The organism is Rhodanobacter sp. C01 (assembly GCF_002001045.1).
Taxonomy (GTDB): domain Bacteria; phylum Pseudomonadota; class Gammaproteobacteria; order Xanthomonadales; family Rhodanobacteraceae; genus Rhodanobacter.
Window position 1 is genome coordinate 89,284 of sequence record NZ_MUNR01000008.1, and the last position, 23,020, is coordinate 112,303.

Sequence of the window (23,020 nt, forward strand, 5' to 3'; positions counted from 1 at the left end):
GCTATCATTCGCCAATGAACATGCCCTCGCCTCCCGCATCTGGCACCACTCTGCCGGTAATCCGCCTGAAATCCGATCGCAACCCAGGACACCCGTGGGTGTGGTCGGCACAGATCTACAAGCCGGAATCGAAGCTGCCGCCGGGCAGCGTGGTCGAGGTGCAGGATGCCAAGGGCCGTTTTGTCGGCCGCGCGTTCTGGAATGGTCACGCACGGATTGCCTTGCGCCTGCTCGACAGTCATCCCGATCAGGCGATCGACGCGGAGTGGATCGCCGCACGCATCGCCCGCGCGGTGCAACTGCGTCGTGAGTGGCTGCAGCTCGACCAGGTCAGCGACGCCTGGCGTGTGGTGCATAGCGAAGGCGATGATCTGTCCGGGCTGATCGTCGACCGCTACGCCGACATCCTCGTGATCGAATACTTCGCCGCCGGCATGTGGCGCTTTCGCGAAGCGATCCACGCCGCACTGCTCACGCACTTCCCGGGCGCACGCTTGTACTGGTTCGCCGAATCGCATGTGCAAAAACAGGAGTCGTTCGACTGTCGCAGCGGCGACGTGCCCGAAGCCGTGGAAGTGCACGAGCACGGCCTGCGCTTCCACGCTGCGCCCGGCTCTGGCCACAAGACCGGCTTCTTCGCCGATCAGCGCGACAACCGCAAGCGCTTCGCCGAACTGGCCAAGGGGCGTCGCGTGCTTGACCTGTGCTGCAACGCCGGCGGCTTCGCGGTGCATGCGATGGCGGCCGGTGCACGCGAAGCGGTCGGTGTGGACCTGGATGCGGGCATCCTGGAGATCGCCCGCGCCAACGCCGCGGCGAACAATGTCGCCGTGACATTCGAACAGTCCGACATCTTCGACTGGGTGCGCACCGCCGTGGCGCGCGGCGAACAGTACGACGCGGTGATCCTCGACCCGGCCAAGCTCACCCGCGACCGCAGCAAGGTGATGGACGCGCTGAAGAAATACTTCGCGATGAACCGCATGGTGCTGGACATCATCCCGCCCGGCGGCCTGCTGCTGACCTGCTCGTGCACCGGCCTGGTCGGCGAAAGCGAATTCCTGGAAATGCTGCGTCGCGTGGCACTCAATGCCGGCCGCGAGATCCAGATCCTGGAGGTACGCGGTGCCGGAACCGACCATCCGTTCCGCACCGATGTACCCGAGGGGCGTTACCTCAAGGCCGTGTTCTGCCGGGTGGATTGAGCGATCTGATCGCAGCGGGCGAGACAGCCATGCGTAAACTCGCCATCTGCATCACTGGATTCCCTTATGCCTGCCACTGAAATGCTACTGATCGCTCTCGTCATCGCCGTGCTGCTGATCATCGTGCTGCAGGTGATCGCGCTGTTGCGCGGACACGGCGATGCCGGACTGGCTCCGCGGCTGGATGCGCTGAAAGACGATGGTGAACGACTGCAACGCAGTCTGCGCGAGGAACAGCGCAGCGGACGCGAGGAGCTGCAACAGGGCTTCGACCGCTTCCGTGGTCACGTCGTCGAACAACTCGGCGGCATGTCGCAGCAGCAGATCGAACGCATCGACGGTTTCGGCCAGCGCCTGAACCTGCTCACCGAACGCACCGACAACGGCCTGCAATCGCTGGCACAGCGGCTGGCCGAAGACGCGCGCAAGAGCCGCGAGGAAGTCACGCTTTCGCTCAACCGCTTCGGCGAACAGCAGCAGCAACGCCTCGCCGCACTCACCGCGGACAACGAGAAGCGCATGAGTGAAGTGCGTGCCACACTGGAAGCCAAGCTCGGCGCAATCCAGCAGGACAACGCGGCCAAGCTCGAGCAGATGCGCGCCACCGTCGACGAGAAGCTGCAGAGCACGCTGGAGACGCGGCTGGGCCAGTCGTTCCAGCTTGTCTCCGAGCGACTGGAAGCAGTGCAGCGTGGGCTCGGAGAAATGCAGAACCTCGCGATCGGCGTGGGCGACCTGAAGCGCGTGCTCACCAACGTGAAGCGCCGCGGCATCCTTGGCGAAGTGCAGCTCGGCGGCTTGCTGGAAGACTTGCTCACCAACGAGCAATACGCCGCCAACGTCATCACCGTGCCTGGCGGCAGCGAACGGGTCGAATATGCGATACGCATGCCGGGCCAGAGCGATGGCGAAAATGTCTACCTGCCGATCGACTCGAAGTTCCCGGTCGAGGACTACCAGCGCCTGCTCGAAGCTCAGGACGCCGCGGATGCCGATGCGGCATCGGCGGCAGGTCGCGCACTGGAAGTCCGCGTGCGCGAGGAAGCCAAGCGCATCCGGTCCAAATACGTTGCGCCACCACACACCACGGATTTCGCCGTGCTGTTCCTGCCGACCGAAGGATTGTATGCCGAGGTGCTGCGCCGCCCGGGCCTGTTTGAAAGCCTGCAGCGCGACCACCGTGTCACGGTGGCCGGCCCCACCACGCTGAGCGCCCTGCTCAACAGCCTGCAAATGGGTTTCCGCACCCTGGCGATCGCCAAGCGCAGCAGCGAAGTGTGGAAATTGCTCGGCGCGGTGAAGAACGAGTTCGGCAAGTTCGGACTCGTGCTGGAAAAGGCCGAACGCCAGCTCAACACCGTGAGCAAGAGCATCAGCGATGCCGGCAAGAAGACCCGCACGATCGAGAAGAAGCTTCGCGGCGTGGAGTCCCTGTCCAGTGAAGACACCACGCAACTGCTCGGCGATGAATTGATCGATGGCGACAGCAGCGGCACCGAAAACGACGCTGACGAGGAAGCATGAGCGAACCGCGCCGACCACTGACCGAGCACCATCGCCGTTTCGACCTGCTGACGAATGAAGTGGCACGGCTGTGGCAGACGTTGCCGCCACGCGATCGCCTGGTCGTCGGCCTGGTCCATGCCCTGCGCGCCGTGCTGGCTGCAAGCCTGGGCTATTTCGCCGCCCTCGAACTGGGCCTCGGACAAGGTTTCTGGGCTGCGATCACCGCCATCTCGGTCAGCCAGAGCAGCTACGCGGAAGTGCGTAGTTCCTCGCGCGACCAGTTTGTCGGCGCGATGATCGGTGGCCTGATCGGGCTGGGCGCCGCCATGCTCGGACATGACCACTACCTGGCCTATGTGCTGGCGGTGATCGCCGGCATGCTGCTGTGCTCGGTGTTCGATCTGGGCGCGGCTGGCCGCATCAGCGGCATCACCACCACGATCATCATGCTGGTGCCTCACAACGGCGCGTTCTGGCAGTTCGCCCTGTTCCGTCTCGGTGAGGTCACCCTGGGTGCAGCCGCTGCGCTACTGGTAACGCTCGCGTTCGGCTTGCTGGAGCGGCGTCTGTTCGGCAATCCCCCATCTTCATGAGACGGCCGGCATTCCTTCAACGAGAGCGGCCGTTACACTATCGCCCTGTCTGATCCCCAAGGACTCCCCATGAGCAAGCAGCCACCGGACACCGACGTTACCCAGCAACAGGCCGAGGACGCCGTGCGTGTACTGCTGCGCTGGGCTGGTGAAGATCCGGCACGCGAAGGCCTGCTGGACACACCGAAGCGTGTGGTCAAGGCGTACCGCGACTGGTTCAGCGGTTACGAGTCCGATCCGGGCGACTACCTGCGCCGCACCTTCAAGGAAGTGGAGGGCTACGACGAGATGGTGGTGTTGCGTGACATCGAGTTCGAGAGCCATTGCGAGCACCACATGGCACCGATCATCGGCCGCGCCCACGTAGGCTACCTGCCCACCAATCGCGTGGTCGGCATCAGCAAGCTGGCGCGTGTGGTCGAGGGCTTCGCGCGCCGATTCCAGGTGCAGGAGAAGCTCACCGCGCAGATCGCACACTGCATCCAGGAAACCCTGCAGCCCGCCGGGGTGGCAGTGGTGGTCGACGCCAGCCACGAATGCATGACCACCCGCGGCGTGCACAAGCGCGGCGTGTCGATGGTGACCAGCCAGATGCTTGGCACTTTCCGCGATGACGCACGTACACGTGCGGAGTTCCTGCAGTTCATCGGCATCCACGGCGGCAACCGCTGATGCATCACCTCGCCATTGCCATGGCGCTGCTGATGCCGCTGGCCGTGTTCGCGCAGGATTCACGTGCGGATTATCTCAAGCTGTTCGACACCAATGGCGACGGCAAGGTGAGCGAGGCCGAGTACGTGGCCTATATGAGCCAGGGCTTTTACCGCATGGACACCAACCATGACGGCATCCTGGAAACCAGCGAACTGCCGGGTGGCCGCGGCAAGCCGATCACGCTGAAGGAATACCAGGACAACCTGCGCCGCCAGTTCCACAAGCTCGACCGCCATCACCACGCCTATCTCAACGCGCAGGAACTGACCGCGCCACCAAGCTAGTGCCGCCTGTAGGAGCGCACCCTGTGCGCGAATGCTCTTGGCATGATCAGCACCAGAGCATTCGCGCACAGGGTGCGCTCCTACCCGGATTGAGGCGGGCCTGCTCTCAGGCCGAGATCGCCAGCCGTTCGGAGCGATACAGCTGGATCGTCGCCAGCAACGCAAGCAATGCGGCTGCCAGGCTGCCGAGCAGGCACAGTCCGATCTGTTCTGCGCTGACGCCATCGCCACGCAGCAGCTGCATGATGCCGAGGTTCTGACCCAGCAGCGGTATCGCATACATCCACGCCTGCGCCTTGATCGGCATGAACGACAGCAATGCACTGGGAATCAACGGCACCAGCATCAGCAGCGAGATATAGGTCTGCGCCTCGCGGTAGCTCTTGGCGAATGCCGCCACCATCGACTGCAGCGCGGCCAGCAGCAGCACCAGCGGCAGCATCAACAAGAGCACGTGTGATGCGAAATGCACGCCCAGGTCCAGCTCCATGCCAATCTTCTCGGCGGGAATGAACTGGCCGACCACGGCGAACGCAATCAGGGTGATCAACAGGCTGGCGGTGGAAAACACGCTGATCGCCGCGAGCTTGCCACACAGGATCTTCCAGCGCGCCACCGGATTGGCGAACAGCGGCTCCAGCGACTGCCGCTCGCGCTCGCCGGCGGTGAGGTCGATCGCCAGGTACATGCCACCCATGAAAACGGTGATCACGAAGAAGTACGGCAGCATCGCGAACATCAGCACCGCGCGCGACTGCGGCGTGGCCTGGTCGCGCCTGGCCACCTGCAGCGGCCACGCCGTGCTCGGCGACATCCCGCGCGCCACCAGTCGCATGGCCCCCTGCTGGCGGCCATAGCTTTCGACCAGCCCGGTGACCCGCTCCACCGAAGTATTGGCGTCACGTTGCGAGGAGTCGTAGAACAGCTCCACCTGCACCGGTTCGCCCTTGCGCCAGGCCTTGCCGTAATCGGATGAGATGCGCAGCACCACATCGGCATCCTGCTTGCGCACGGCCTGCGCAGGATCGGCCACCGGCGCGCCCGGCACCACGCCGCCGGCCTTCAGCGCATCGACCAGATTCGGCGCGTATTCGGCACCGATCACCGGCACCGGCAACGGTTTCTCCGCCTTGTCCAGCTCACGGCTGAGGGTGATATTGAGCAGCATCACGAAAAGGACCGGACCCAGCAGGGGGCCGGTGAGAAACGCGCTTATCAGGGTGCGCCGGTCACGAAGGTTCTCCTTCACCTCCTTCAGGAACACGGTGACGAAGGTGCGGCCACGGCTTGTTTTCCTGGTGACGGGATTCATGCGGCGAGGCCCTCGTCGGTACCGATGATCTTCACGAAGGCATCCTCCAGGCTGTGCTCACCGGTCTGCGCACGCAGCGCATCCGGCGACTCGTCAGCCACCACGCGACCATGTGCGATCACCACGATGCGGTCACACAGCGCGGCGACCTCCTGCATGATGTGGCTGGAAAACAGCACGCAACGACCTTCGCTCTTGAGCTTGTGCATGAACTGGCGCAACGCACGTGTCGCCATCACGTCGAGGCCATTGGTCGGCTCGTCGAGAATCACGTTGCGCGGATCGTGCACCAGGGCGCGGGCTATTGCGGTCTTCACCCGCTGACCCTGCGAGAAGCCCTCGGTGCGCCGTCCGGCGATGTCGTCCATTTCCAGTGCATGGATCAGCGCATCGCGGCGGCTGGCCAATAGATCCTCCGGCAATCCGTGCAGGCGCCCGAAGTAGTCGATGTTCTCGCGCGCAGTCAGCCGCTTGTAGAGTCCGCGCGCATCCGGCAGCACGCCGAGTTCGCGTCGTACCGCCAGCGGGTCGGTCGCCGCGTCGATGCCATCGACCAGTACCTGGCCACTGTCCGGGGTCATCAATGTGTAGAGCATGCGCAACGTGGTGGTCTTGCCGGCGCCGTTGGGGCCGAGCAGGCCGGTGATCTCGCCATCGCGGGCGACGAAGCTCACGCCGTCGACGGCCTTCACCGTGCCGAATGCTTTATGCAGGTTTCTGACTTCAATCACGACGAGTGACTCCGTTTGAAGCCGCGCGCAGGCCGAAGGTCACCACGGACAACGTGGCCAGCAGCGGAAGCAGTACCAGGAACAGGAATTTCGGCGCGCCAAGGATCGCGGAGGCGAGGATCGCTGCTGCCCACAGCATGGCATTGGCCAGAACGTACGGATTCTTCGTGAAGTGATATTTCATGGAGTGGCTCCGTTGAAATCGATGAAGATCGGCGTCGGCTGCAGCCGGTCGAGGCAACTTGCATCAAGCTTTTTCGGGTCGATCTGCTCGACGAAGTGCTGTACTACTTGCGGCGTGCAACCGGCGGACATCACGCTATGCGCCTGCCCCTTCAGCACCAGCACGCGTGCTTTCGGCAATCCTTTGGCAACCTCCTGGGCGTAGCGCGGTGGCGTCACCGGGTCATATTCGCCAGCCAGCAGCAGCACCGGCTTGTCGGTCTTCAGCGGCTGATGGAAATCCGCCGGCCGCGCGCCCTTCGGCCACACCGAGCAGACCGCCTTCAACGCATCGACCATGTGCGTGCCGAGGATGGTGTTGGCATCCTGCGGGCGCGGAGTCAGCAGATCGGCGTCCTCGCTGCAGATCACCGAGTACTGCATGCCACTACCCATCAGTTCGGCCAGATCACCTGAGAGGATCTTCGCCTGGCCCAGCAATGGGCCGACATCGCCATGTGCGGCCGCGTCGATCGATAGCGGCAACAGCGCAGCGGTCGCAGGCGTATAGGCGAACATCCGCACCACGCTGGCTAGCGAATTCTCGTTCAGCACGCGCTTGACGGTCTGGTAGCTCTGCGGATCGCGGAAACTGACTTCGTGCGGGTTCGCACGCAACGCATCGCGCAATTGGTACAGCGTCTGGTCCGGATCGCCGAACTGTCTCTTGCATGCAGGTTCGGCGGTGCAACGGGCGAACTGCACTTTCAAGGCATCGTCAAGGTTGCGCGCAAAGTCCTCACCCAGTGCGAGCGAATTTGGCACCACGCTGTCCAGCACCACGCTGCGCACCGCATCCGGATAACGCATCAGGTATTGCTGTGCCATCCGAGTGCCGTACGACACGCCCACCAGGTCGAACTGCGGCGAACCGAGTGCCTTGCGCACATCCTCCAGATCCCGAGCCGCGACGGTGGTGGTGTAGAAACGCGGGTCCGCATGACTGGCCAGTTGCTTCAGGCACTCGGCCGCGGCCGAGCGCATCTTGTCGGCATCGAAACTGTCGTCGTCCCCAGGTGTGGCTGCGTCACCGGAATCCTTGCAGGTGAGCGCATTGGAACCGCCGGTGCCGCGCTGATCGAGCAACAGCACATCGCGATGCGCACGCAGCGGGTCCAGCATCGTGGCAACCGCACTCGCCGAATCGGTCGCCGCCTGGCCGGGGCCACCGGCGAGAAACACCAGCATGTCCTTGCTTGCCACCTGCGCCCGCGAACGCAGCAGGGCCAGCTTCAGCTTGATCGTGCGGCCGTGCGGATCATCGCGATTTTCCGGCACCGGGAAGTCGGCGCACCATGCCGTCGTGCTTAGCCCGCTGTTCGGTTGGCCCAGCTGGCATGCGGTCAGCGTCACCGTGCCGAGCGTCCATGTCTGCGGCTTGGCCGGCGGCAATGTGCCGTCTGCCACCGTGGCTTTCTGCGCGTCGGCTGCAACTGGTGCCGCGGTCTGCCGGGGATGCTGGAACTGCTTCCACGCCAGCACCCCCAAGGCCACGACGACCACGCCGATGCGCATCGCGGTACGTCCACTCAATGCCATGCCCTACTCCTTGCCCGGTACAAAAATGGATTCAATCGGACGGCCAAACAGTTTTGCCAGCTTGAACGCCAGCGGCAGGCTGGGATCGTACTTGCCGGTCTCGATCGCGTTGATGGTCTGCCGCGACACCTCCAGCCGTTCGGCCAGATCCGCCTGCGACCAACCCTGCTCGCCGCGCAGTTCTCGTACATGGTTGTTCATGCGTAGTGGCGCTGTGCCCAGCGTCGGGCGACACCATACAAAGCCATCATTGCAAGAAAGCCCAGCGACAGCGATGGCATGCTCATGCCGGCATGTTGCAGCAACCAGCAGGTCAGGCAGCACAGCCATGTACTGACCGCAACCACCGACAGTGCGACCAGCTCGATCCGTCGTTGCAACTCATCCAGCGCCAGTACGCGGCGCACCGAAAGCGTCACGATCAACACGATCGGAGGCAACGGCAGCAACGCCACCAGCACGCGTGGCGCGCTCGATTGCAGATGCGGCAACCATAGATGTGAAACGATGAGCGCAGTCAGATACACAATGAGTGTGATGATTTCCGCAGGTGTCATGCGCCTGCGCGCATCCTCCGCGCGCTCCGTCGCCTCGAGTGTGTTGCGCGCGTATTCGCGCAGAATGAAATCCCGCACGACATGCATGTATCCGCGCAGGCCATTCATTCGGTACGCCCCCCGCGGCGCCACTTCACGACGGCCAGCACCAACCCCCATGCGGCCAGTCCCCCACTCATGCCGCACAACATGCCCAGCTGGTAATCGCCCAACTGATGACGCCCGAGTCCGGCGATCGCAGCAATCACCAGCGCTACCAGCAACAGGCGCCAGTACAGGGCTACACCGTCGTTGCACATCACATCGCTACCACCTCCGTAGCGGCGACTGGCCCAGCCACGCCCGATGGCATACACCACCACCAGCGTCGGCCACACCCAGATCAGGATCATCCCATCCAGCTTGATGACACCGGCGGCGGCCAGAAACCCTCCGGCCAGGCTCAGCGTGCTCACCATCGTGGCGGCCACCGCCAGCCCGATCAGGTGAATGCGCTGCTCCAGCTCGTCGCTGCCCAGCACCAGCCGCACCATCGCACGCACCACGAATAGCACCGGCACCACCGGCAGCAACGCCAGCGCGATCTTCAGCAGCTCGTTATGCATCTTCGGCAATAACGGCCACAGCAGGAACATGATCGCGATATAGGCCAGCATCGCGGGCCAGAACTCGCGCTGATAGCGGCGGTGGATTTGACGGCTCATGGCGGCGTCAACGCCTGCAACGAGGAAACCACCCGATAGAACCAACGATGCCTTGGCATGGCGATCCTCCTGCGCCAATCAATGTCAAGGAAACTTGACAAGTGCAGCGTAGGGTAATGATCACTCGCGTGTCAAGCAAGCTTTACATCAACGTCTGCGCAGGAAATCAGATAATGGCACGGTCGAGGAACGGTGTTCCGGATTGCAAACGTCCGGCACTGGCCGGCACGCAGCATTGATCGAAGCAGGCTTGCGACCGAAGCAGACAGTGAAGTCTAGAAATCGACTCGCACGGTCACCGTATCGGTATAAAAACCGTCTTTGGCATTGACGGGCAACGAACGGATATAGCCGTAGACGGGAACTCCGCCTAGATTGCCTCCAGCTGTGGATACCGGATAGGCATCGTCATCCCAGAATCCCTGGTTGACGTTGTTGCCACGCAACAGGTCGTAGGGAACGAGCGAGCCTCCCGGACCTTGAAGATTGCGTTGCTTGCCGGTGGAGTGCAGCCCGTAATCGAACGACACCTCCGGCGTGACCTCGTCGCTGCATTGCAAGGGCATGATGCCCTTGACCGGCTGGGAGAGATCCTGGTCATTCAGGCCTGCTACGGTATCGATCACCCGATGCTGTCCGAAATCCAGCAAGCCACGTCCCAACTTGAGCGAAGGACTACCACCTATGTCGCAGTAACTGGATACCGTCGCCATGATGGAAAGTCTGCTGCGACCTTCTCCGGCATGCGCGTTGCTGAACAACACCGCCGGCCAGCTCAGGGCACCGGCAAGCAAGGCCAAGGCAAGCATGGATCGGTTCATGACGGGATTCCAGTATGCGACACACGTGAATTGCATGATTCGGAGATCGGCCGCCTGCATGACGTCCATGAGGAACGCCATGCAAGCGGTACCGACTTCAAGCGGTTATTGCAAACCCGATCAGTAAGCGACTGTGACTGTCACGGTGTCGATGTAGGTACCCGGTGCCGGCAATGTGACGCCGGCGGGGATCTGGCCATAGAACGGGACAGTCTGCGCCGTACCGTTACCAGTGAAGCTCAGAGCCGCGCCAGCCGTGGTCGGGAACGCCGTCGTACGAGCCGACGTCGTATACAGGTTGTACGGCAACAGCGCCGTACCAAGCTTCATGTTGTTCTGGCCGGCAGAAGCGTTCGCGCCGTTGTTGGCATACACCGTATACGGCGTGGTGTTGGAGCAGACCACCGACAGGCCGTAGTTGCCGCTGGTGGTCGTGTCGGCATTGTTCACCGCGAGGGTCGAGGTGACATTGCCGAAGTTCAGCAGGCCGTTGCCGCCGCCGCTGGTAGCGCCCGTGTTGAGGTTGCAACCGGCTACGACGGTGGCTTGGACGGTCAGGTTGCCGGTGATAGAGCCGGCGAAAACCGGGGCGGTGAGCAGGGCGGCGAGCAGGCCCAGTGCGATAGTAGTCTTGCGCATGATGATGTCCTCTGATGAATGATGAAAAACGTGGTTTGTTGCTGAAGTTGACTGCAATGAGCTGCAGCTGGCCGGGGCACTGATCGCGTCGTCCGAGGGCCCCCCACCCGGACAACTGCGGCCGCCGGCAGGCGGTCCGGTGGATAGCTGCCGCTGACGCGGCCGATTGAGTGTTGAGCAAGTGAACATGGCAGCGACCCTCAGTAGTTCACCGTGACAACGACGGTATCGGTGTAAGTGCCGGTGGTGGCTGGCACGGCGGTGCCGTTCGGAATCCACGCATACACCGTCAATGTCTGGTTGCTGCCGCTGCCAGTACCGTTGACACCGCCTGCACCGCCGACAGTGCCAACGTTGGTCGCGTTCCAGGCGATGGTGTGGGCACTGTCCTGGTAAAGCGCATATGGAAGGTAATTAGTGCCGGACTTCATCCGGCGCGTGGTGGTGTAGTTGTTGCCGTTGCCCAGATAAACGGTGTAAGGCGCACCCTGATTGCACTGCACCGCAACCGCGCCGGTGGCGGATATCCCGCCTCCAGGCACCGTGATGGAGGCTGGAATGTTGCCGAAGTTGACCGTTGTGGTTGAAACCTGCGTGCAAACGGAGGGGACGACAAAATTGGCCGTGTAGGTCACCGGGTTGATGGCGTCCCAGTTCGAGGTGGAAGAGACGAAGTTTCCCTCGCAGGCGCCGCTGTTGCCCTGTTCGTCGAACATGAACTGGATGGTGTTGTCCGAGTAGGTGCCGACCGGCAAGCCCGTGGCCTGCCCGGCGGGCACAGTGACGGTGATCGTCGGGGCCAGCGACTTGGTAGTGCCACCCACGGGATTAGTGAGCACGTTGCTGTTGCTGCCGCTCGTGCTGCCGTATAGATGCGCACTGGTCATGCTCGTAATAGAGTTGGTGGTGTCGTTGAGCCCCACCGTGTACGCCATCGTGCTGCTGCCATTGGCGACGGTGCCATCGAATATCGACTCGTAGCAGACGTAAGCGCTGTTGCTTTTCGTGCCAGCGTTGCTGCAGGACCACGTGTTGGCGAACGGCAACGCGGCAGCGCTGTTGATGTTGGCGGCGGTGTAAGTGTAGGTCTGGCTGGTACTGCCTGCCATCGTGCAAGTCGCCATCGCTGGCGTCGAGACGAGTGCGAGCGGCGCGCCAACCAGGCTCGCCATCAGCAGGCTGCTCAGGATGCTGCCGCACGTCAGCAGGCTTATCAGCCCCTGGCGACACCGACGCAGCAATGATAATGATGATGTAGATATGGTCATGATTAGAACTCCACGTCCAGGCGCTGCGCATTGATTCGCACCAGTCCGCCGTCCCGATCCTGCAGGCGCGGAGCGAGCACCCGGGTCAGGTCGAACGCCGTGTCGGCATCGTTGAGGATCCGTGCGCGATAGGGCACGCCGCGCGTGCAGCGGATCAACACCGGCTGCGTGACGCCGCCGATATTGAAGGTGCAGGTCGGCATCACTTCGAGTTGCACGAACAGGCGCCCGAAAGCGTGTGGCTGGCCCAGCGCGCCACGCGCGGTGGGACCGAACGGATACAAGTCAGCCGTGTTTTGCGGTATCAGGTTCTGCCCGCGGATGGGCAACGCCTGCGCCAGCAGGGCCGCGCCCAAAAATGCAGCCATCAGGGTGCGCGTCTTCACTTGCATGTCAGCGGTCCTATCTGCTGCTGCGGCTTGCCGTTCACGTCGTAGTTGAAACTTGTCGTGCAGGTACCTGCCGCACCCAGATCGATACTGATGCGGTTGTGCGCCTTCAGTTCCTGGAAATAGACCTGGCCGTCGTAGCCGACAGGCGCACTTTCGCCACCCTCCAACTGGACGGTATAACCCGGGGCGATCGGCTTGCCGTCCTTGCCGCGCACGGTCACTACGGCGTCGTGAATGCGCTTGGCGCCGAAGTCGATGATGGTGCCCTGGCGATAGCCCGCGACGGCGACCTGCTCGGTGACTGCCGGCTGCCAGCCGTCTGCCAGCGTGGTCGGATCCAGGTATACGTGCTGCTCGTAATACGGCGTGATGTCCGGCAGGAACAGGCGTCCACTGCTGTTGGCCTGGCCGATGAGCACGCCGCCCTGCATCACTTCGGCGCCCGGGCCGGCGTTGGTCACGATGGCGTAGGCATTGCCGATCTGCGGCGCCGCAAAGACGCCGCCGCCCGCGATTACCACTGAACCTTCGGCCGACAGGTCGGTGCGGGTGCTGCTGCCGTACTGATAGACGTCGCCACGCAGCTGCGCATAGTTGGTGCGCCAGCTGAGGTAAGCATCGCCCTGATTCGGCGCGTCGGCGTAATAGCTGCTGGCAATACCCCAGCCCACGTCGCCCTGACGCTGTCCTGCCAGGCCGTTGATCTGCTGGGTGTAGCCCATGTGACCGTTGTCGCTGGTGACCGTGGACTGGGTAGTAATGTTGTGGTCCAGGTTGATGCTCATGGACAGGTAGACGCCGCGATCAGCGTGGTTGTCCAGGTCCGTATAGGCATTCGCGAACACGCTGATGCGGTGGGTCAGTGCGCGCGAAAGCGACATGTTGACGGTGCGCAAGGTGCCGCCGGAATAGCTGATGCGGTTGTAGCTGAGGTTGATCGAGGTCGGATCGAACCCGGGCGTGAAACTGATGCCGGCGCGGTCGATGGCAGTGGCCTCGGCCGTTTCGGCCGAATCGGCGCTGTCGCCTGCATCGAACAACGGATGGCTGCGCTGATAGCGATAGCTGGATACGCGTCCCAGATCGAAATAGTCACCGAAGGTGCGCTGGGTACCGGCGTAAACGCGTACGCCGTCGATCTGACCTTCCACATTCAGCGCGGCCTGCGTACCGGTCCAGTCCTTGTAATGGCTGCCGGCCAGCGACGCGCTGATCGTGCCGTAGCCACCAAGGCCCTGCACGACACCGCCGCCCAGATTGGCCAGGCCGTCAGCCGATGATTCCGCATGTCCCTCGACCGTTGTTTGGCTGGTCAGACCGTAGCGCATCGAGCCGGAGGCAAACACCGTATCGTCGTAATCGGACGACTGCAGCCCATAGTTCAACCGCGGCACGCCGACATCCAGCGAATATTCGAACACGCCCTGACGCAACTGCTCCGCGTTGTAGTAGTACGCCTGCGTCGTGGTGATCTGGCGACCGGTCGCGTCCGTGGCGACCAGGGTGACGTCGCCGCCCGACACATAGGGCAACGATTTCAGCTGGTACGGACCCGACGGCACCTGGCCGGCGAAGACCTCCTGCTGATTCACGTACAGGTCCAGAGTGGACGGCAACGCTGCCGATCCGGAGAACTGCGGCAGCGCTGCGGTCACGATGTCGGGGCGTTGCTCGAAAGCGCTCGCGAACTGGAAGCCGGCGAGGCGCACGCTGTTGGTCCACGACAGCGCATTGCTGACGAAATCGCCGAAGGTGTACGAGCGGACATTCTGGGCATCGATGTAGCGCCAGCTGCTGTCCAGGCGCACGGCCTTGTTGTAACCGGATGTGGCGTCCTGGTTGTAGATCGCAGTGGTCGAAAAGATGCCGGCATTGGTGCTCAGCAGCCCCTCGAAATCACCGGAGACGTAGTTCCTGCCACCCTCATTCGTGTCATAGAGCCCGTAGTTGAGGATCGCCGAGGTAATCGGCCGAATCGCAGAAAGGTTGGTCTGCTGTGGGATGCCGCCCAGCTGCACTTCGTAGCTTTGCATCATGGCATCCGGCACCTGCAGCGTCAGCGACTGGCTGGCCTCGTCATAGCGGACGACCACGCCGGGCAAATCGCGCAGGCGCACCTTCACGTCCGCAGCCAGGGCCGGATTGATCTTCAGGCGCAGATGCCGCAGATCCCCGGCCGTGGCACTGAAGCTGCCATCCTGTGCGCGCTCGACGTTCAGCAGCTCATGGGTGTCGGTGTTGTTGAGCACCACCTCCAGCACCATGGCTTGTTCGCCGTCGGAATTGCCGGTTACGGATGTCGGCAGATCAGGCGGTGTCGACTGCAGGAGCGCAGCATGCCCCATCGCCGAAAACGCCACGACACTGAAATTGAAGGTAACGACAACCCGCAGAAGACGCCGCGCACGTCGGTCATTGACTCTCGACATGCAGGCTTTCCTCGACAGGCATGTTGTCATCCTGCGCAGTGAGCTTCACGACCGTCCCCGGGGCCAGCGATTTGGCCTTGGGATCCAGTTTCAGATCGAAACGCTTGTGCGAGGCCGCCAGCACATAGCCGTTCAGTCCGGCCCCGAAAACCAGCGGCGCGCCGCCGTCGGGACGTACGGTCAGCCCCGTTATCTTGGCGTGGCGTCCCCCGCTGTTGGTGGCATCGGCATGCAAACCACTGGCGTCCTGCCACACTTTCCAGCTGAGCTTGGCGAAGGCCTTGGGATCGACCACGAAGACCGGCAGGGAGGTGCGCAGCACCATGGAAACGCCCTGACCTACCGTACGGGGATCGACCGGCTTGGGCAGCTCGTCGATGAACACGCGATAGCTCAGTTCATTCTGGACAGGCGCGTTCGATTCGCGTGCGACCCGCACCGTATACGACGCCCCGGGAGGAATGGTTGTCGCAGGCGGGCTGACCAGCATGTCGGTGGCCGGCTCCAGCACTTCCTCGCCGTTTGCCTGGCTCCACTTGAAGATGCGCAATTGCAGACTGACCGGATCCGCACCGGTATTCACCAGCGTCATCGACGCAGCACGTTGACCGGCAGGCATGTCGACACCGATCGGCGAGATCCGCAGCGAAGCGGCCTCGGCCGGCTGCGCCAAAGCGCCAAACAATCCAAGGGCAAGTGCCAGCGGCAGCGTGGATTTCATGATGAACAATCCGTCTCGGTCAGTCAGTAGGACAGGGTCAGCCACACGACATCGGTGTAGCGTCCTGCGGCCGGGTCCCGAAGGAACGGAATCCGGCCATAGATGGGAATGGCTGTGATCACGCCGGCTGTCGGTATCAAAAGCTGCAGCGGCGCGGTGGGGTCGAGCGGTATGTGCCGCGCAGGATCGGCATACAGGTTGTAGGCGATGCGTTCGCTGCGCGGCCCCAGCAGGTAGCGCTGCGAGCCTTGGGCATGCAGGCCGTAGTCCACTGTGAGCACCGGTGCATTCACGCCCGTGTACGAACTGGAGCAGGCGATGTGGACGACGGCGCGGTCTTTCGTGGAGAGCGCGATCTCGTCAAGTGGCAACTGGCCGCTGCCGGCGGTGCGCCCGAAATCAAGCAGCGCGTCATCCATGCTTCCCGTGATGAAATCGCAACTCGGCTCCAGTTGCAGCCGCACTTCGAGAGCCCCGTTCACGCTCCCAGCAAAAGCACCCTGAAAGAACGACATGCAGATGATGCCCGTCACGGCACACGCTGCACCGATGTATCGGCGGCTTGCTTTCACTTTCATGGCGGAGATGGCGATAACAGTCATGGCGGCGTGGCTACGGAAGCAGGAAACCCTTGAAAACCCTTGGTTACAGGGCGCAAAGCAGCTTCCATGCCAAGCAATGGCCGGTTATGGATCAACAGGATTGAAAGCCCCTGAGAACGAGAGTCCGCGCCTCATGCGTCAGACTTAAGTGACAAAATTCGGCAATAATTTCTGCGTGCCACGTCACATTGTGTCGGCAAAAAGTACGTGTTTTCTACAGGTGACTATTTGTCACACATGTGATAAGCATTTGAAATCGAGCATTGCTCCAGGCGGAGGATGCCTTCGCGGATTTGCTCAAGCTACGGCCCGACGGGATTGAGCTCATGAGCCGGACTTGAACGGCTGGTCTGCACAATCAAGCACGGAACCCGCGCTGGATGGGGTCCTAGACCCGAGAGGTTATAACTAGGACCATGCAACGGGAGGCCAGCCGAAGCTGCCATGGCCGCGTCGCCTGTCTTGCGCCACTAGCGAGAGCCGATGTGATCGGGCGGTGATTCGCGCTCCGGCCGCCGCCAGCCTGATCCGACTCCGGCCGTGCAATGACTGGAAAAGCGGCTACGCCACGCCAAGTGCATACCTTGCCGGGCCTGCGGCCCGTGGCGATTGCACTACTCGCAATATGCTCAGCGTGAGGAGATGTATTTCTCGCGCCTGATCTGCGGCACCGGCAGGCCGAACTCCTTCAATGCAGCAAACGCCGCATCGACCATGTTCGGGTTGCCGCACAGGTAGGCGATGTCACGATCCGCGTGCGGTGCCAGTTCGGCCAGCACGGTCTGCACGTGGCCGCTGCGGTCGGTACTGCGCGGGGTGGTTCGCGGCTGACGGCTGAGGCAGCCGTGGAAGGTGAAGCCAGGATGTGATTGCGCGAACGCCTCGAACTCCTCGCCGTAGAGCAACTCGCCTTCATTGCGCGCGCCGTACAGCACCACCACTTCACGACCGCCTTTCGCCAGCAGTTTCTCGATCTGCGGCAGCATCGCGCGATATGGCGTGACGCCAGTGCCGGTGGCAAGCAGCAGGTAGCGCGGATGGGTGTCCGCCTCCTGCAGGCAGAAGCGGCCGTACGGACCGCTGGCGTCGATGATGCCGCCGTTTTCGAGACCACCCAGCAACTTGGTTGCAGCACCGCCGTCGACGTAGCTCACCGCGATCTCGATGCGCTGCACCGGCGAGCTGCCGTCGCCCACGGTGGCCACCGAGTAGCTGCGTTTGGTTGCGGTACCGTCGTCGTAATGGAAGTGCACCTGCAGGAACTGGCCCGGCTGGAACGCCAGCGGCTGGCCGTCGACGCGCTCGAACGCCAGATGGCGCACGCTGGGTGCCAGCATGTGGCTGTCGACGAGACGGAGCTGGAAATGATCGGCCATGAACGGAATCCGGGAAACAGTGCGTGCGCCCGGCAAATCCGGTCGACAGGGGTTGGCCCGCTATAATAATTGGCTTGGCCTCTCCGGTGCAGCCCATGTCTCCCACTCCCGCCCTTGTCGTCGACAACCTGCGCAAGACCTACAGCAATGGCGTGGAGGCCCTCAAGGGCATCTCGCTGACGGTGCAGCCCGGCGACTTCTTTGCCCTGCTCGGCCCCAACGGCGCCGGCAAATCCACCCTGATCGGCATCCTGTCCTCGCTGGTGAATTCCAGTGGCGGCGACGCGCAGGTGTTTGGCGTGTCGGTGAACAAGGATCGCAGCGAGGCGATGCGGCTGATCGGCCTAGTGCCACAGGAGATCAACTTCAACCAGTTCGAGAAGCCGTTCGACATCTGCGTCAACGAGGCCGGCTTCTACGGCATCCCGCGCAAGATCGCCGCCGAGCGCGCGGAGAAGTACCTGAAGGAACTGCGCCTGTGGGACAAGGCGCAGATGCAGGCGCGCACGTTGTCCGGCGGCATGAAGCGGCGCCTGATGATCGCCCGCGCGATGATGAACGAGCCGAAGCTGCTGATCCTCGACGAGCCGACCGCGGGCGTGGACATCGAGATCCGCCGTTCGATGTGGCAGTTCGTCAGTGCCATCAATGCGGCCGGCACCACGGTGATCCTCACCACGCATTACCTGGAGGAAGCCGAGTCGCTGTGCCGCAATATCGCGATCATCGACCACGGCACGATCATCGAGAACACCAGCATGAAGCGCCTGCTGGCGACGCTGGACGTGGAAACGTTCGTGCTGGACGTGGATACCTTGCCGGACGAACTGCCCAACGTCCACGGCGTCACCCTGCGCCGCCGCGACGAACACATGCTGGAAGCCGAGATGGCCCGCTCGCATGACCTCAACTCGCTGTTCGCGACGCTGTCCGCGCACGGCATCACGGTGACCTCGATGCGTAACAAGACCAACCGGCTGGAGGAGCTGTTCGTGCGACTGGTGGAAGGCGGCCGCAACGGCAAGGAGCAGGCAGCATGAGCAACACCGCCGCCAACCTCATTGCGCTGAACACCATCGTGCGCCGCGAAATCGTGCGCATCATGCGGATCTGGACGCAGACGCTGATCCCGCCGGCGATCACCATGACGCTGTACTTCGTGATCTTCGGCAAGCTGATCGGCAGCCGCATCGGCACGATCCAGGGTGGCTTCAGCTACATGCAGTACATCGTGCCCGGCCTGGTGATGATGAGCATCATCACCAACAGTTACGGCAACATCTCCAGCTCGTTCTTCGGCGCCAAGTTCAGCCGCGCGGTGGAGGAGATGCTGGTCTCGCCGATGCCGAACTGGGTGATCCTGCTCGGCTACGTTACCGGCGCGGTGGCGCGCGGCTTGGTGGTCGGCGTGCTGGTGCTGCTGATCGCACTGTTCTTCACCGACCTGCACGTGGCGCATCCGCTGATCACGTTCGCGTCGGTGCTGCTTGGCGCCACGATTTTCTCGCTGGCCGGCTTCGTCAATGCGGTGTACGCGAAGAAGTTCGACGATATCGCGCTGGTGCCGACCTTCGTGCTCACCCCGCTGACCTATCTGGGCGGCGTGTTCTATTCGGTGAACATGCTGGGCGAACCGTGGCAAGCGATCTCGCGGGCCAACCCGATCCTGTACATGGTCAATGCCTTCCGCTTCGGCGTGCTCGGCATCAGCGATGTGCACGTGGGCGTGGCCTTCGTGGTGATGCTGGGTTTCGTGGTCGGGCTGTCGATCGTGGCGCTGCAGCTGCTCAAGCGCGGCGTCGGGCTGCGCTCCTGACAATATCTGTAGGAGCGCACCCTGTGCGCGATCCTTCGTCAGATCTGGGAAGAGCATCGCGCACAGGGTGCAGTCCTACATCGAGGTTCGAAATGCGCGTCAACAAATACATCAGCGAAGCCGGTCTGTGCTCGCGCCGCGAGGCGGATGATCTGTTACTCGCCGGCCGTGTCACCATCAACGGCGAAGTGGTCTCGACCGGGGCCAAGGCCCTGGAAGGCGACGAAGTACGCGTGGATGGCGAGATCGTGCGTGCGCGCATCCTCGCCGCCACGCCGGCGGCGAAGAAGGCGGTGTATATCGCGCTGAACAAGCCGGTCGGCATCACCTGCACCACCGATCACGGCGTCGACGGCAATATCGTGGACTTCGTCGACCATCCGCAGCGAATCTTCCCGATCGGCCGGCTGGACAAGGATTCCGAAGGGCTGATCCTGCTGACCAGCAACGGCGACATCGTCAACGAGATCCTGCGTTCAGAGAACCACCACGAGAAGGAATACCTCGTTGCAGTGAACAAGTCCGTCACCGACGACTTCCTCGCCGGCATGGCCAAGGGCGTGCGCATCCACGGCCAGATGACCCAGCCCTGCCGCGTGCGCCGGATCGCCAAGTTCGGCTTCTCGATCGTGCTGACCCAGGGCCTGAACCGGCAGATCCGGCTGATGGCCGCGGCGTTCGGCTATCGCGTGACGCAACTGCGCCGCGTACGCATCGTCAACGTGAAGCTGGCCCACCTGAAGGTCGGCCAGTGGCGCAATCTCACCGAGGCAGAGCTGAAGGGCCTGCTGCCGGGGCGTACGCAGTGGTGAGCCCCACCGCTTTTCTGTATAGGAGCGGCTTCAGCCGCGATGCTTTTGGCGAGCGTGCCGAAGAAGAGCATCGCGGCTGAAGCCGCTCCTACAACGACAGGTATCTGCTACGCCGCCGGCAGGCTCTGCAGGTCCCAGCGCGGATAAACCTGGACTGACGCGTCCTGATGCTGGCCGCCAGCCAGCCGGATCGCGCCAGCCAAGGCGATCATCGCGCCGTTGTCGGTGCAGAAGTCCAGTCGCGGGAAATACACCTGGAACCCGTCCTTCACGCCGGCTGCGGCCAGTTCGCTGCGCAATCTCCGGTTCGCGCCGACTCCGCCGGCGATCACCAGCCTGTGCGCGCCACTCGCCTGCAAGGCACGTCTGCACTTGATGATCAGGGTGTCGACGATGGCCTCCTCGAACGCGCGGGCGATGTCGGCGCGGGTTTGACCGCTCTGATCCGACTTCTGCCAGGCGAGCAGGACCTGGGTCTTCAGGCCGGAGAAGCTGAAATCCAGCCCCGGTCGGTCGGTCATCGGACGGGAGAAGCGGAAGGCGCCGCCACGGCCCTGTTCGGCCAGTTTCGCCAATGCCGGACCGCCAGGGTACGGCAGGCCCATCAGCTTGGCGGTCTTGTCGAAGGCCTCACCCGCGGCATCGTCCAGCGTATCGCCGAGGATGGTGTACTGGCCGATCGCCTTCACCTCGACCAGCATGGAATGGCCGCCGGACACCAAAAGCGCCACGAATGGCGGCTCCGGCGGGTCTTCCTCCAGCAGGGGGGCCAGCAAGTGACCTTCCATATGGTGAACGCCGATGGCGGGGATACCCAAGGCCCAGGCCAGCGCACGCCCGGTGGAAGCCCCCACCAGCAAGGCGCCAACCAGGCCGGGGCCGGCGGTATAAGCCACCCCGCCGAGGTCCTGCACGGTCAGGCCGGCCTGGCCCAAGGCCTCGCGGATCAACGGCACCAGCTTGCGCACGTGGTCACGGCTGGCCAGCTCCGGCACCACCCCGCCGTAATCGGCATGCAGCTTGATCTGGCTGTACAAGGTATGCGCCAGCAGGCCGCGCCCGGGCGCGTCCGGTTCCCAGCGCAGCAGGGCCACGCCGGTTTCGTCGCAGGAGCTCTCGATGCCGAGGATCGGCTTCATCGGAACAGGCTTTGAAAATTTTCTGTTATCCACGGTATAATTCGCGGCTCACCACATTCAACTGTCCTGCCAGAGCAGGCAGATTACCACCCGGAGTTTCCATGCCCAACGTAAAAGTTCGCGAGAACGAGCCGTTCGAGATCGCACTGCGTCGTTTCAAGCGTACCTGCGAAAAGGCCGGCGTCCTGGCTGAAACGCGCAAGCGCGAGTTCTACGAGAAGCCGACCCAGGAGCGCAAGCGCAAGCGTGCTGCCGCGGTGAAGCGTCACCTGCGCCGCCTGTCGCGTGACGTCTCGCGCAAGGTCCGCCTGTACTGAGTTTCCCCCTGATCCGCCGCTTCGCCGGTGGGATCCAGCAGCGCCAAGGCGCTGCGCGCGCAGGAAACGCGGTCGGCGCGGGCTCTCGCAGCCACCGCAAGCACAGCAGATTCGATGGCCGGTGTTGTCCCCAGGGGCAACGCCGGCTTCGTCGTTTCCGTAGAATCGGTTTCCCGTTGCCACTCGCCCCCAAATCCACCGAGGCTTTCGCCATGACACTCAAGCAGCAGCTCACCGAAGACATGAAGAACGCCATGCGCGGCGGCGACAAGCACCGGCTGGGCGTGATCCGGCTGATGCTGGCGGCGATCAAGCAGCGCGAAGTGGACGAGCGGATCGAGCTGGACGACGTCCAGGTGCTGGCCACGCTGGAAAAGATGCTCAAGCAGCGACGCGATTCGGTCAGCCAGTTCGACGCCGCCGGCCGCGAGGACCTGTCGGCGATCGAGCGCGCCGAGATGGTGGTGATCGAGACCTACCTGCCGAGCAAGCTGAGCGAGGCGGAGATCGACGCCTTGATCGCGGCCGCGATCAGCGACACCGGCGCCAGCACGGCTCGCGACATGGGCAAGGTGGTGGCCGCGGTGAAGGAAAAGGCCGCCGGCCGCGCCGACATGGCCGTGGTGTCGGGCAAGATCAAGGCAAAGCTGGCCGGTTGAGGTTTCAGCCAGCTCTCGCTGCCAGCAGGACCACCGCCAGCACCACCAGCATCCCGGCAGCAACGGCCGCCAGCGCGATACGGCGCCGCCGCTGCCGCAACCGCTGCCAATTCGCCAGATCCAGAAAGTAGCGTCCGTCGCCCGGGCAGCGCAGCACCGCATGGCCCACCAACTGGTGCCAGGCCATGCCCGGCTTCAGCCCAAGTTGCTCCGCACGACATGCCGTCGCCACCGTCATCGCAGCAGCCTGTTCGAACGCTCGCACGATCGTGCGCTGCTTGTGCACCATCACCGCCGTGATCACCATGCCTGTTCATCCTGTCTCAGCGTGACCGCACAGCTTGCAGTCGCAGGCCGGGGCCCGCAAGCCACCATGCATCGCGTTCACATCGGCTTCGTTACAAAACGGCACTCGGCCCGCCAGTCATCCCTGGTCACGCGGGCACGCACGCTGCAGGAGAAACACATGCTCAAGTGGGCCATCATTTTCGCCATTGTCTCGCTGGTTACCGGCCTGCTCGGCTTCCGGGGCATCTCCGGTGCTGCGGGCACCATCGCCAAGGTGCTTTTCGCGATCTTCGTGATTCTGTTCCTGATCGCCGTGCTCGCGGTGATCGGCGTATTCCATATCCTCTGACGTTTGCGGCACGACGGCATCTTGT

At 63.2% G+C, this 23,020-nt stretch carries 28 protein-coding genes; 11 read left to right on the forward strand and 17 right to left on the reverse strand.

Annotated elements, in window-relative coordinates; translation table 11 throughout:
- The first annotated feature begins 14 nt into the window (after nucleotides 1-14).
- The 5 genes from B0E50_RS04995 to B0E50_RS05015 all read left to right on the forward strand — a co-directional run bounded on the left by B0E50_RS04995 (nucleotide 15) and on the right by B0E50_RS05015 (nucleotide 4,302).
- Nucleotides 15-1,205 (forward strand): class I SAM-dependent rRNA methyltransferase, encoded by a 1,191-nt coding sequence (locus B0E50_RS04995; RefSeq protein WP_077440091.1) that lies wholly within the window; start codon nucleotides 15-17, stop codon nucleotides 1,203-1,205.
- Nucleotides 1,206-1,271: 66 nt separating this feature from the next.
- Nucleotides 1,272-2,729, forward strand: a complete 1,458-nt coding sequence (rmuC, locus tag B0E50_RS05000; RefSeq protein ID WP_077440092.1) for a DNA recombination protein RmuC — start codon at nucleotides 1,272-1,274, stop codon at nucleotides 2,727-2,729.
- Nucleotides 2,726-3,304, forward strand: a complete 579-nt coding sequence (locus B0E50_RS05005; protein WP_077440093.1) for an FUSC family protein — start codon at nucleotides 2,726-2,728, stop codon at nucleotides 3,302-3,304. The genes rmuC and B0E50_RS05005 overlap by 4 nt, the downstream gene beginning before the upstream one ends.
- Before the next feature lie 69 nt (nucleotides 3,305-3,373).
- Complete coding sequence (gene folE, locus B0E50_RS05010; RefSeq protein WP_077440094.1) at nucleotides 3,374-3,976, forward strand: GTP cyclohydrolase I FolE; 603 nt, start codon at nucleotides 3,374-3,376, stop codon at nucleotides 3,974-3,976.
- Complete coding sequence (locus B0E50_RS05015) at nucleotides 3,976-4,302, forward strand: EF-hand domain-containing protein (RefSeq protein ID WP_077440095.1); 327 nt, start codon at nucleotides 3,976-3,978, stop codon at nucleotides 4,300-4,302. Before folE ends, B0E50_RS05015 begins: the two co-directional genes overlap by 1 nt.
- Nucleotides 4,303-4,408: 106 nt before the next feature.
- Here B0E50_RS05015 and B0E50_RS05020 read toward each other — a convergent pair whose 3' ends face one another.
- From B0E50_RS05020 to B0E50_RS05090, 15 genes are all read right to left on the reverse strand, one after another.
- Nucleotides 4,409-5,614, reverse strand: coding sequence for an ABC transporter permease (locus tag B0E50_RS05020; protein ID WP_077440096.1), 1,206 nt, complete (start codon nucleotides 5,612-5,614; stop codon nucleotides 4,409-4,411).
- Nucleotides 5,611-6,345 carry an ATP-binding cassette domain-containing protein gene (locus tag B0E50_RS05025; RefSeq protein WP_077440097.1) on the reverse strand — a complete coding sequence of 245 codons (735 nt, stop codon included), beginning with the start codon at nucleotides 6,343-6,345 and terminating at the stop codon, nucleotides 5,611-5,613. Before B0E50_RS05025 ends, B0E50_RS05020 begins: the two co-directional genes overlap by 4 nt.
- Nucleotides 6,338-6,529, reverse strand: coding sequence for a hypothetical protein (locus B0E50_RS05030; RefSeq protein ID WP_077440098.1), 192 nt, complete (start codon nucleotides 6,527-6,529; stop codon nucleotides 6,338-6,340). Before B0E50_RS05030 ends, B0E50_RS05025 begins: the two co-directional genes overlap by 8 nt.
- Nucleotides 6,526-8,106, reverse strand: coding sequence for an alpha/beta hydrolase (locus tag B0E50_RS05035; protein WP_077440099.1), 1,581 nt, complete (start codon nucleotides 8,104-8,106; stop codon nucleotides 6,526-6,528). The genes B0E50_RS05030 and B0E50_RS05035 overlap by 4 nt, the downstream gene beginning before the upstream one ends.
- 3 nt (nucleotides 8,107-8,109) lie before the next feature.
- Nucleotides 8,110-8,307, reverse strand: coding sequence for a helix-turn-helix transcriptional regulator (locus tag B0E50_RS05040; protein WP_077440100.1), 198 nt, complete (start codon nucleotides 8,305-8,307; stop codon nucleotides 8,110-8,112).
- Entirely contained in the window at nucleotides 8,304-8,771 is a 468-nt protein-coding gene (locus B0E50_RS05045) for a hypothetical protein (protein ID WP_139350753.1), read from the reverse strand. The genes B0E50_RS05040 and B0E50_RS05045 overlap by 4 nt, the downstream gene beginning before the upstream one ends.
- Nucleotides 8,768-9,367 carry a hypothetical protein gene (locus tag B0E50_RS05050; RefSeq protein ID WP_139350754.1) on the reverse strand — a complete coding sequence of 200 codons (600 nt, stop codon included), beginning with the start codon at nucleotides 9,365-9,367 and terminating at the stop codon, nucleotides 8,768-8,770. The genes B0E50_RS05045 and B0E50_RS05050 overlap by 4 nt, the downstream gene beginning before the upstream one ends.
- A 275-nt stretch (nucleotides 9,368-9,642) precedes the next feature.
- Nucleotides 9,643-10,257 (reverse strand): spore coat protein U domain-containing protein, encoded by a 615-nt coding sequence (locus B0E50_RS05055; protein ID WP_168170811.1) that lies wholly within the window; start codon nucleotides 10,255-10,257, stop codon nucleotides 9,643-9,645.
- A gap of 51 nt (nucleotides 10,258-10,308) precedes the next feature.
- Nucleotides 10,309-10,827 carry a spore coat protein U domain-containing protein gene (locus B0E50_RS05060; RefSeq protein ID WP_168170812.1) on the reverse strand — a complete coding sequence of 173 codons (519 nt, stop codon included), beginning with the start codon at nucleotides 10,825-10,827 and terminating at the stop codon, nucleotides 10,309-10,311.
- Nucleotides 10,828-11,027: 200 nt separating this feature from the next.
- Nucleotides 11,028-11,999 (reverse strand): spore coat protein U domain-containing protein, encoded by a 972-nt coding sequence (locus tag B0E50_RS05065; protein WP_168170813.1) that lies wholly within the window; start codon nucleotides 11,997-11,999, stop codon nucleotides 11,028-11,030.
- A 98-nt stretch (nucleotides 12,000-12,097) separates the two neighbouring features.
- Complete coding sequence (locus B0E50_RS05070) at nucleotides 12,098-12,487, reverse strand: hypothetical protein (protein ID WP_139350755.1); 390 nt, start codon at nucleotides 12,485-12,487, stop codon at nucleotides 12,098-12,100.
- Nucleotides 12,478-14,916 carry a fimbria/pilus outer membrane usher protein gene (locus B0E50_RS05075; protein WP_168170814.1) on the reverse strand — a complete coding sequence of 813 codons (2,439 nt, stop codon included), beginning with the start codon at nucleotides 14,914-14,916 and terminating at the stop codon, nucleotides 12,478-12,480. The genes B0E50_RS05070 and B0E50_RS05075 overlap by 10 nt, the downstream gene beginning before the upstream one ends.
- On the reverse strand, nucleotides 14,900-15,637 hold the full coding sequence (locus B0E50_RS05080) for a molecular chaperone (RefSeq protein WP_077440108.1): 738 nt from the start codon (nucleotides 15,635-15,637) through the stop codon (nucleotides 14,900-14,902). Before B0E50_RS05080 ends, B0E50_RS05075 begins: the two co-directional genes overlap by 17 nt.
- Before the next feature lie 23 nt (nucleotides 15,638-15,660).
- Nucleotides 15,661-16,239, reverse strand: a complete 579-nt coding sequence (locus tag B0E50_RS05085; RefSeq protein WP_077440109.1) for a spore coat protein U domain-containing protein — start codon at nucleotides 16,237-16,239, stop codon at nucleotides 15,661-15,663.
- A gap of 629 nt (nucleotides 16,240-16,868) precedes the next feature.
- Nucleotides 16,869-17,615 carry an FAD-binding oxidoreductase gene (locus B0E50_RS05090; RefSeq protein ID WP_077440110.1) on the reverse strand — a complete coding sequence of 249 codons (747 nt, stop codon included), beginning with the start codon at nucleotides 17,613-17,615 and terminating at the stop codon, nucleotides 16,869-16,871.
- A gap of 95 nt (nucleotides 17,616-17,710) precedes the next feature.
- Between B0E50_RS05090 and B0E50_RS05095 the strand changes: the two genes are divergently transcribed.
- The 3 genes from B0E50_RS05095 (at nucleotide 17,711) to B0E50_RS05105 (ending at nucleotide 20,243) form a co-directional block, all read left to right on the forward strand.
- Nucleotides 17,711-18,655, forward strand: coding sequence for an ABC transporter ATP-binding protein (locus B0E50_RS05095; RefSeq protein WP_077440111.1), 945 nt, complete (start codon nucleotides 17,711-17,713; stop codon nucleotides 18,653-18,655).
- Nucleotides 18,652-19,431, forward strand: coding sequence for an ABC transporter permease (locus tag B0E50_RS05100; protein WP_077440112.1), 780 nt, complete (start codon nucleotides 18,652-18,654; stop codon nucleotides 19,429-19,431). Before B0E50_RS05095 ends, B0E50_RS05100 begins: the two co-directional genes overlap by 4 nt.
- A gap of 92 nt (nucleotides 19,432-19,523) precedes the next feature.
- The gene (locus B0E50_RS05105; protein WP_077440113.1) at nucleotides 19,524-20,243 is read left to right on the forward strand and encodes a pseudouridine synthase; all 720 of its coding nucleotides are present in this window, start codon (nucleotides 19,524-19,526) and stop codon (nucleotides 20,241-20,243) included.
- Nucleotides 20,244-20,350: 107 nt separating this feature from the next.
- Here the strand turns inward: B0E50_RS05105 and tsaD are convergent, their stop codons facing one another.
- Nucleotides 20,351-21,382: a tRNA (adenosine(37)-N6)-threonylcarbamoyltransferase complex transferase subunit TsaD gene (gene tsaD / locus B0E50_RS05110; RefSeq protein ID WP_077440114.1), complete on the reverse strand. Its 1,032-nt coding sequence runs from the start codon at nucleotides 21,380-21,382 to the stop codon at nucleotides 20,351-20,353.
- 101 nt (nucleotides 21,383-21,483) lie between these two features.
- On the opposite strand from tsaD, the gene rpsU reads away from it, so the two are divergent.
- A complete protein-coding gene (gene rpsU / locus B0E50_RS05115; protein ID WP_007081639.1) occupies nucleotides 21,484-21,699 on the forward strand; it encodes a 30S ribosomal protein S21 in 216 nt (71 codons plus the stop codon).
- A 212-nt stretch (nucleotides 21,700-21,911) separates the two neighbouring features.
- Entirely contained in the window at nucleotides 21,912-22,358 is a 447-nt protein-coding gene (locus B0E50_RS05120; RefSeq protein WP_077440115.1) for a GatB/YqeY domain-containing protein, read from the forward strand.
- 4 nt (nucleotides 22,359-22,362) lie between these two features.
- On the opposite strand, the gene B0E50_RS05125 is transcribed toward B0E50_RS05120, so the two are convergent.
- Nucleotides 22,363-22,665 (reverse strand): hypothetical protein, encoded by a 303-nt coding sequence (locus tag B0E50_RS05125; protein WP_077440116.1) that lies wholly within the window; start codon nucleotides 22,663-22,665, stop codon nucleotides 22,363-22,365.
- A 159-nt stretch (nucleotides 22,666-22,824) separates the two neighbouring features.
- Between B0E50_RS05125 and B0E50_RS05130 the strand changes: the two genes are divergently transcribed.
- A complete protein-coding gene (locus tag B0E50_RS05130; protein ID WP_077440281.1) occupies nucleotides 22,825-22,995 on the forward strand; it encodes a DUF1328 domain-containing protein in 171 nt (56 codons plus the stop codon).
- Nucleotides 22,996-23,020 lie beyond the last annotated feature (25 nt).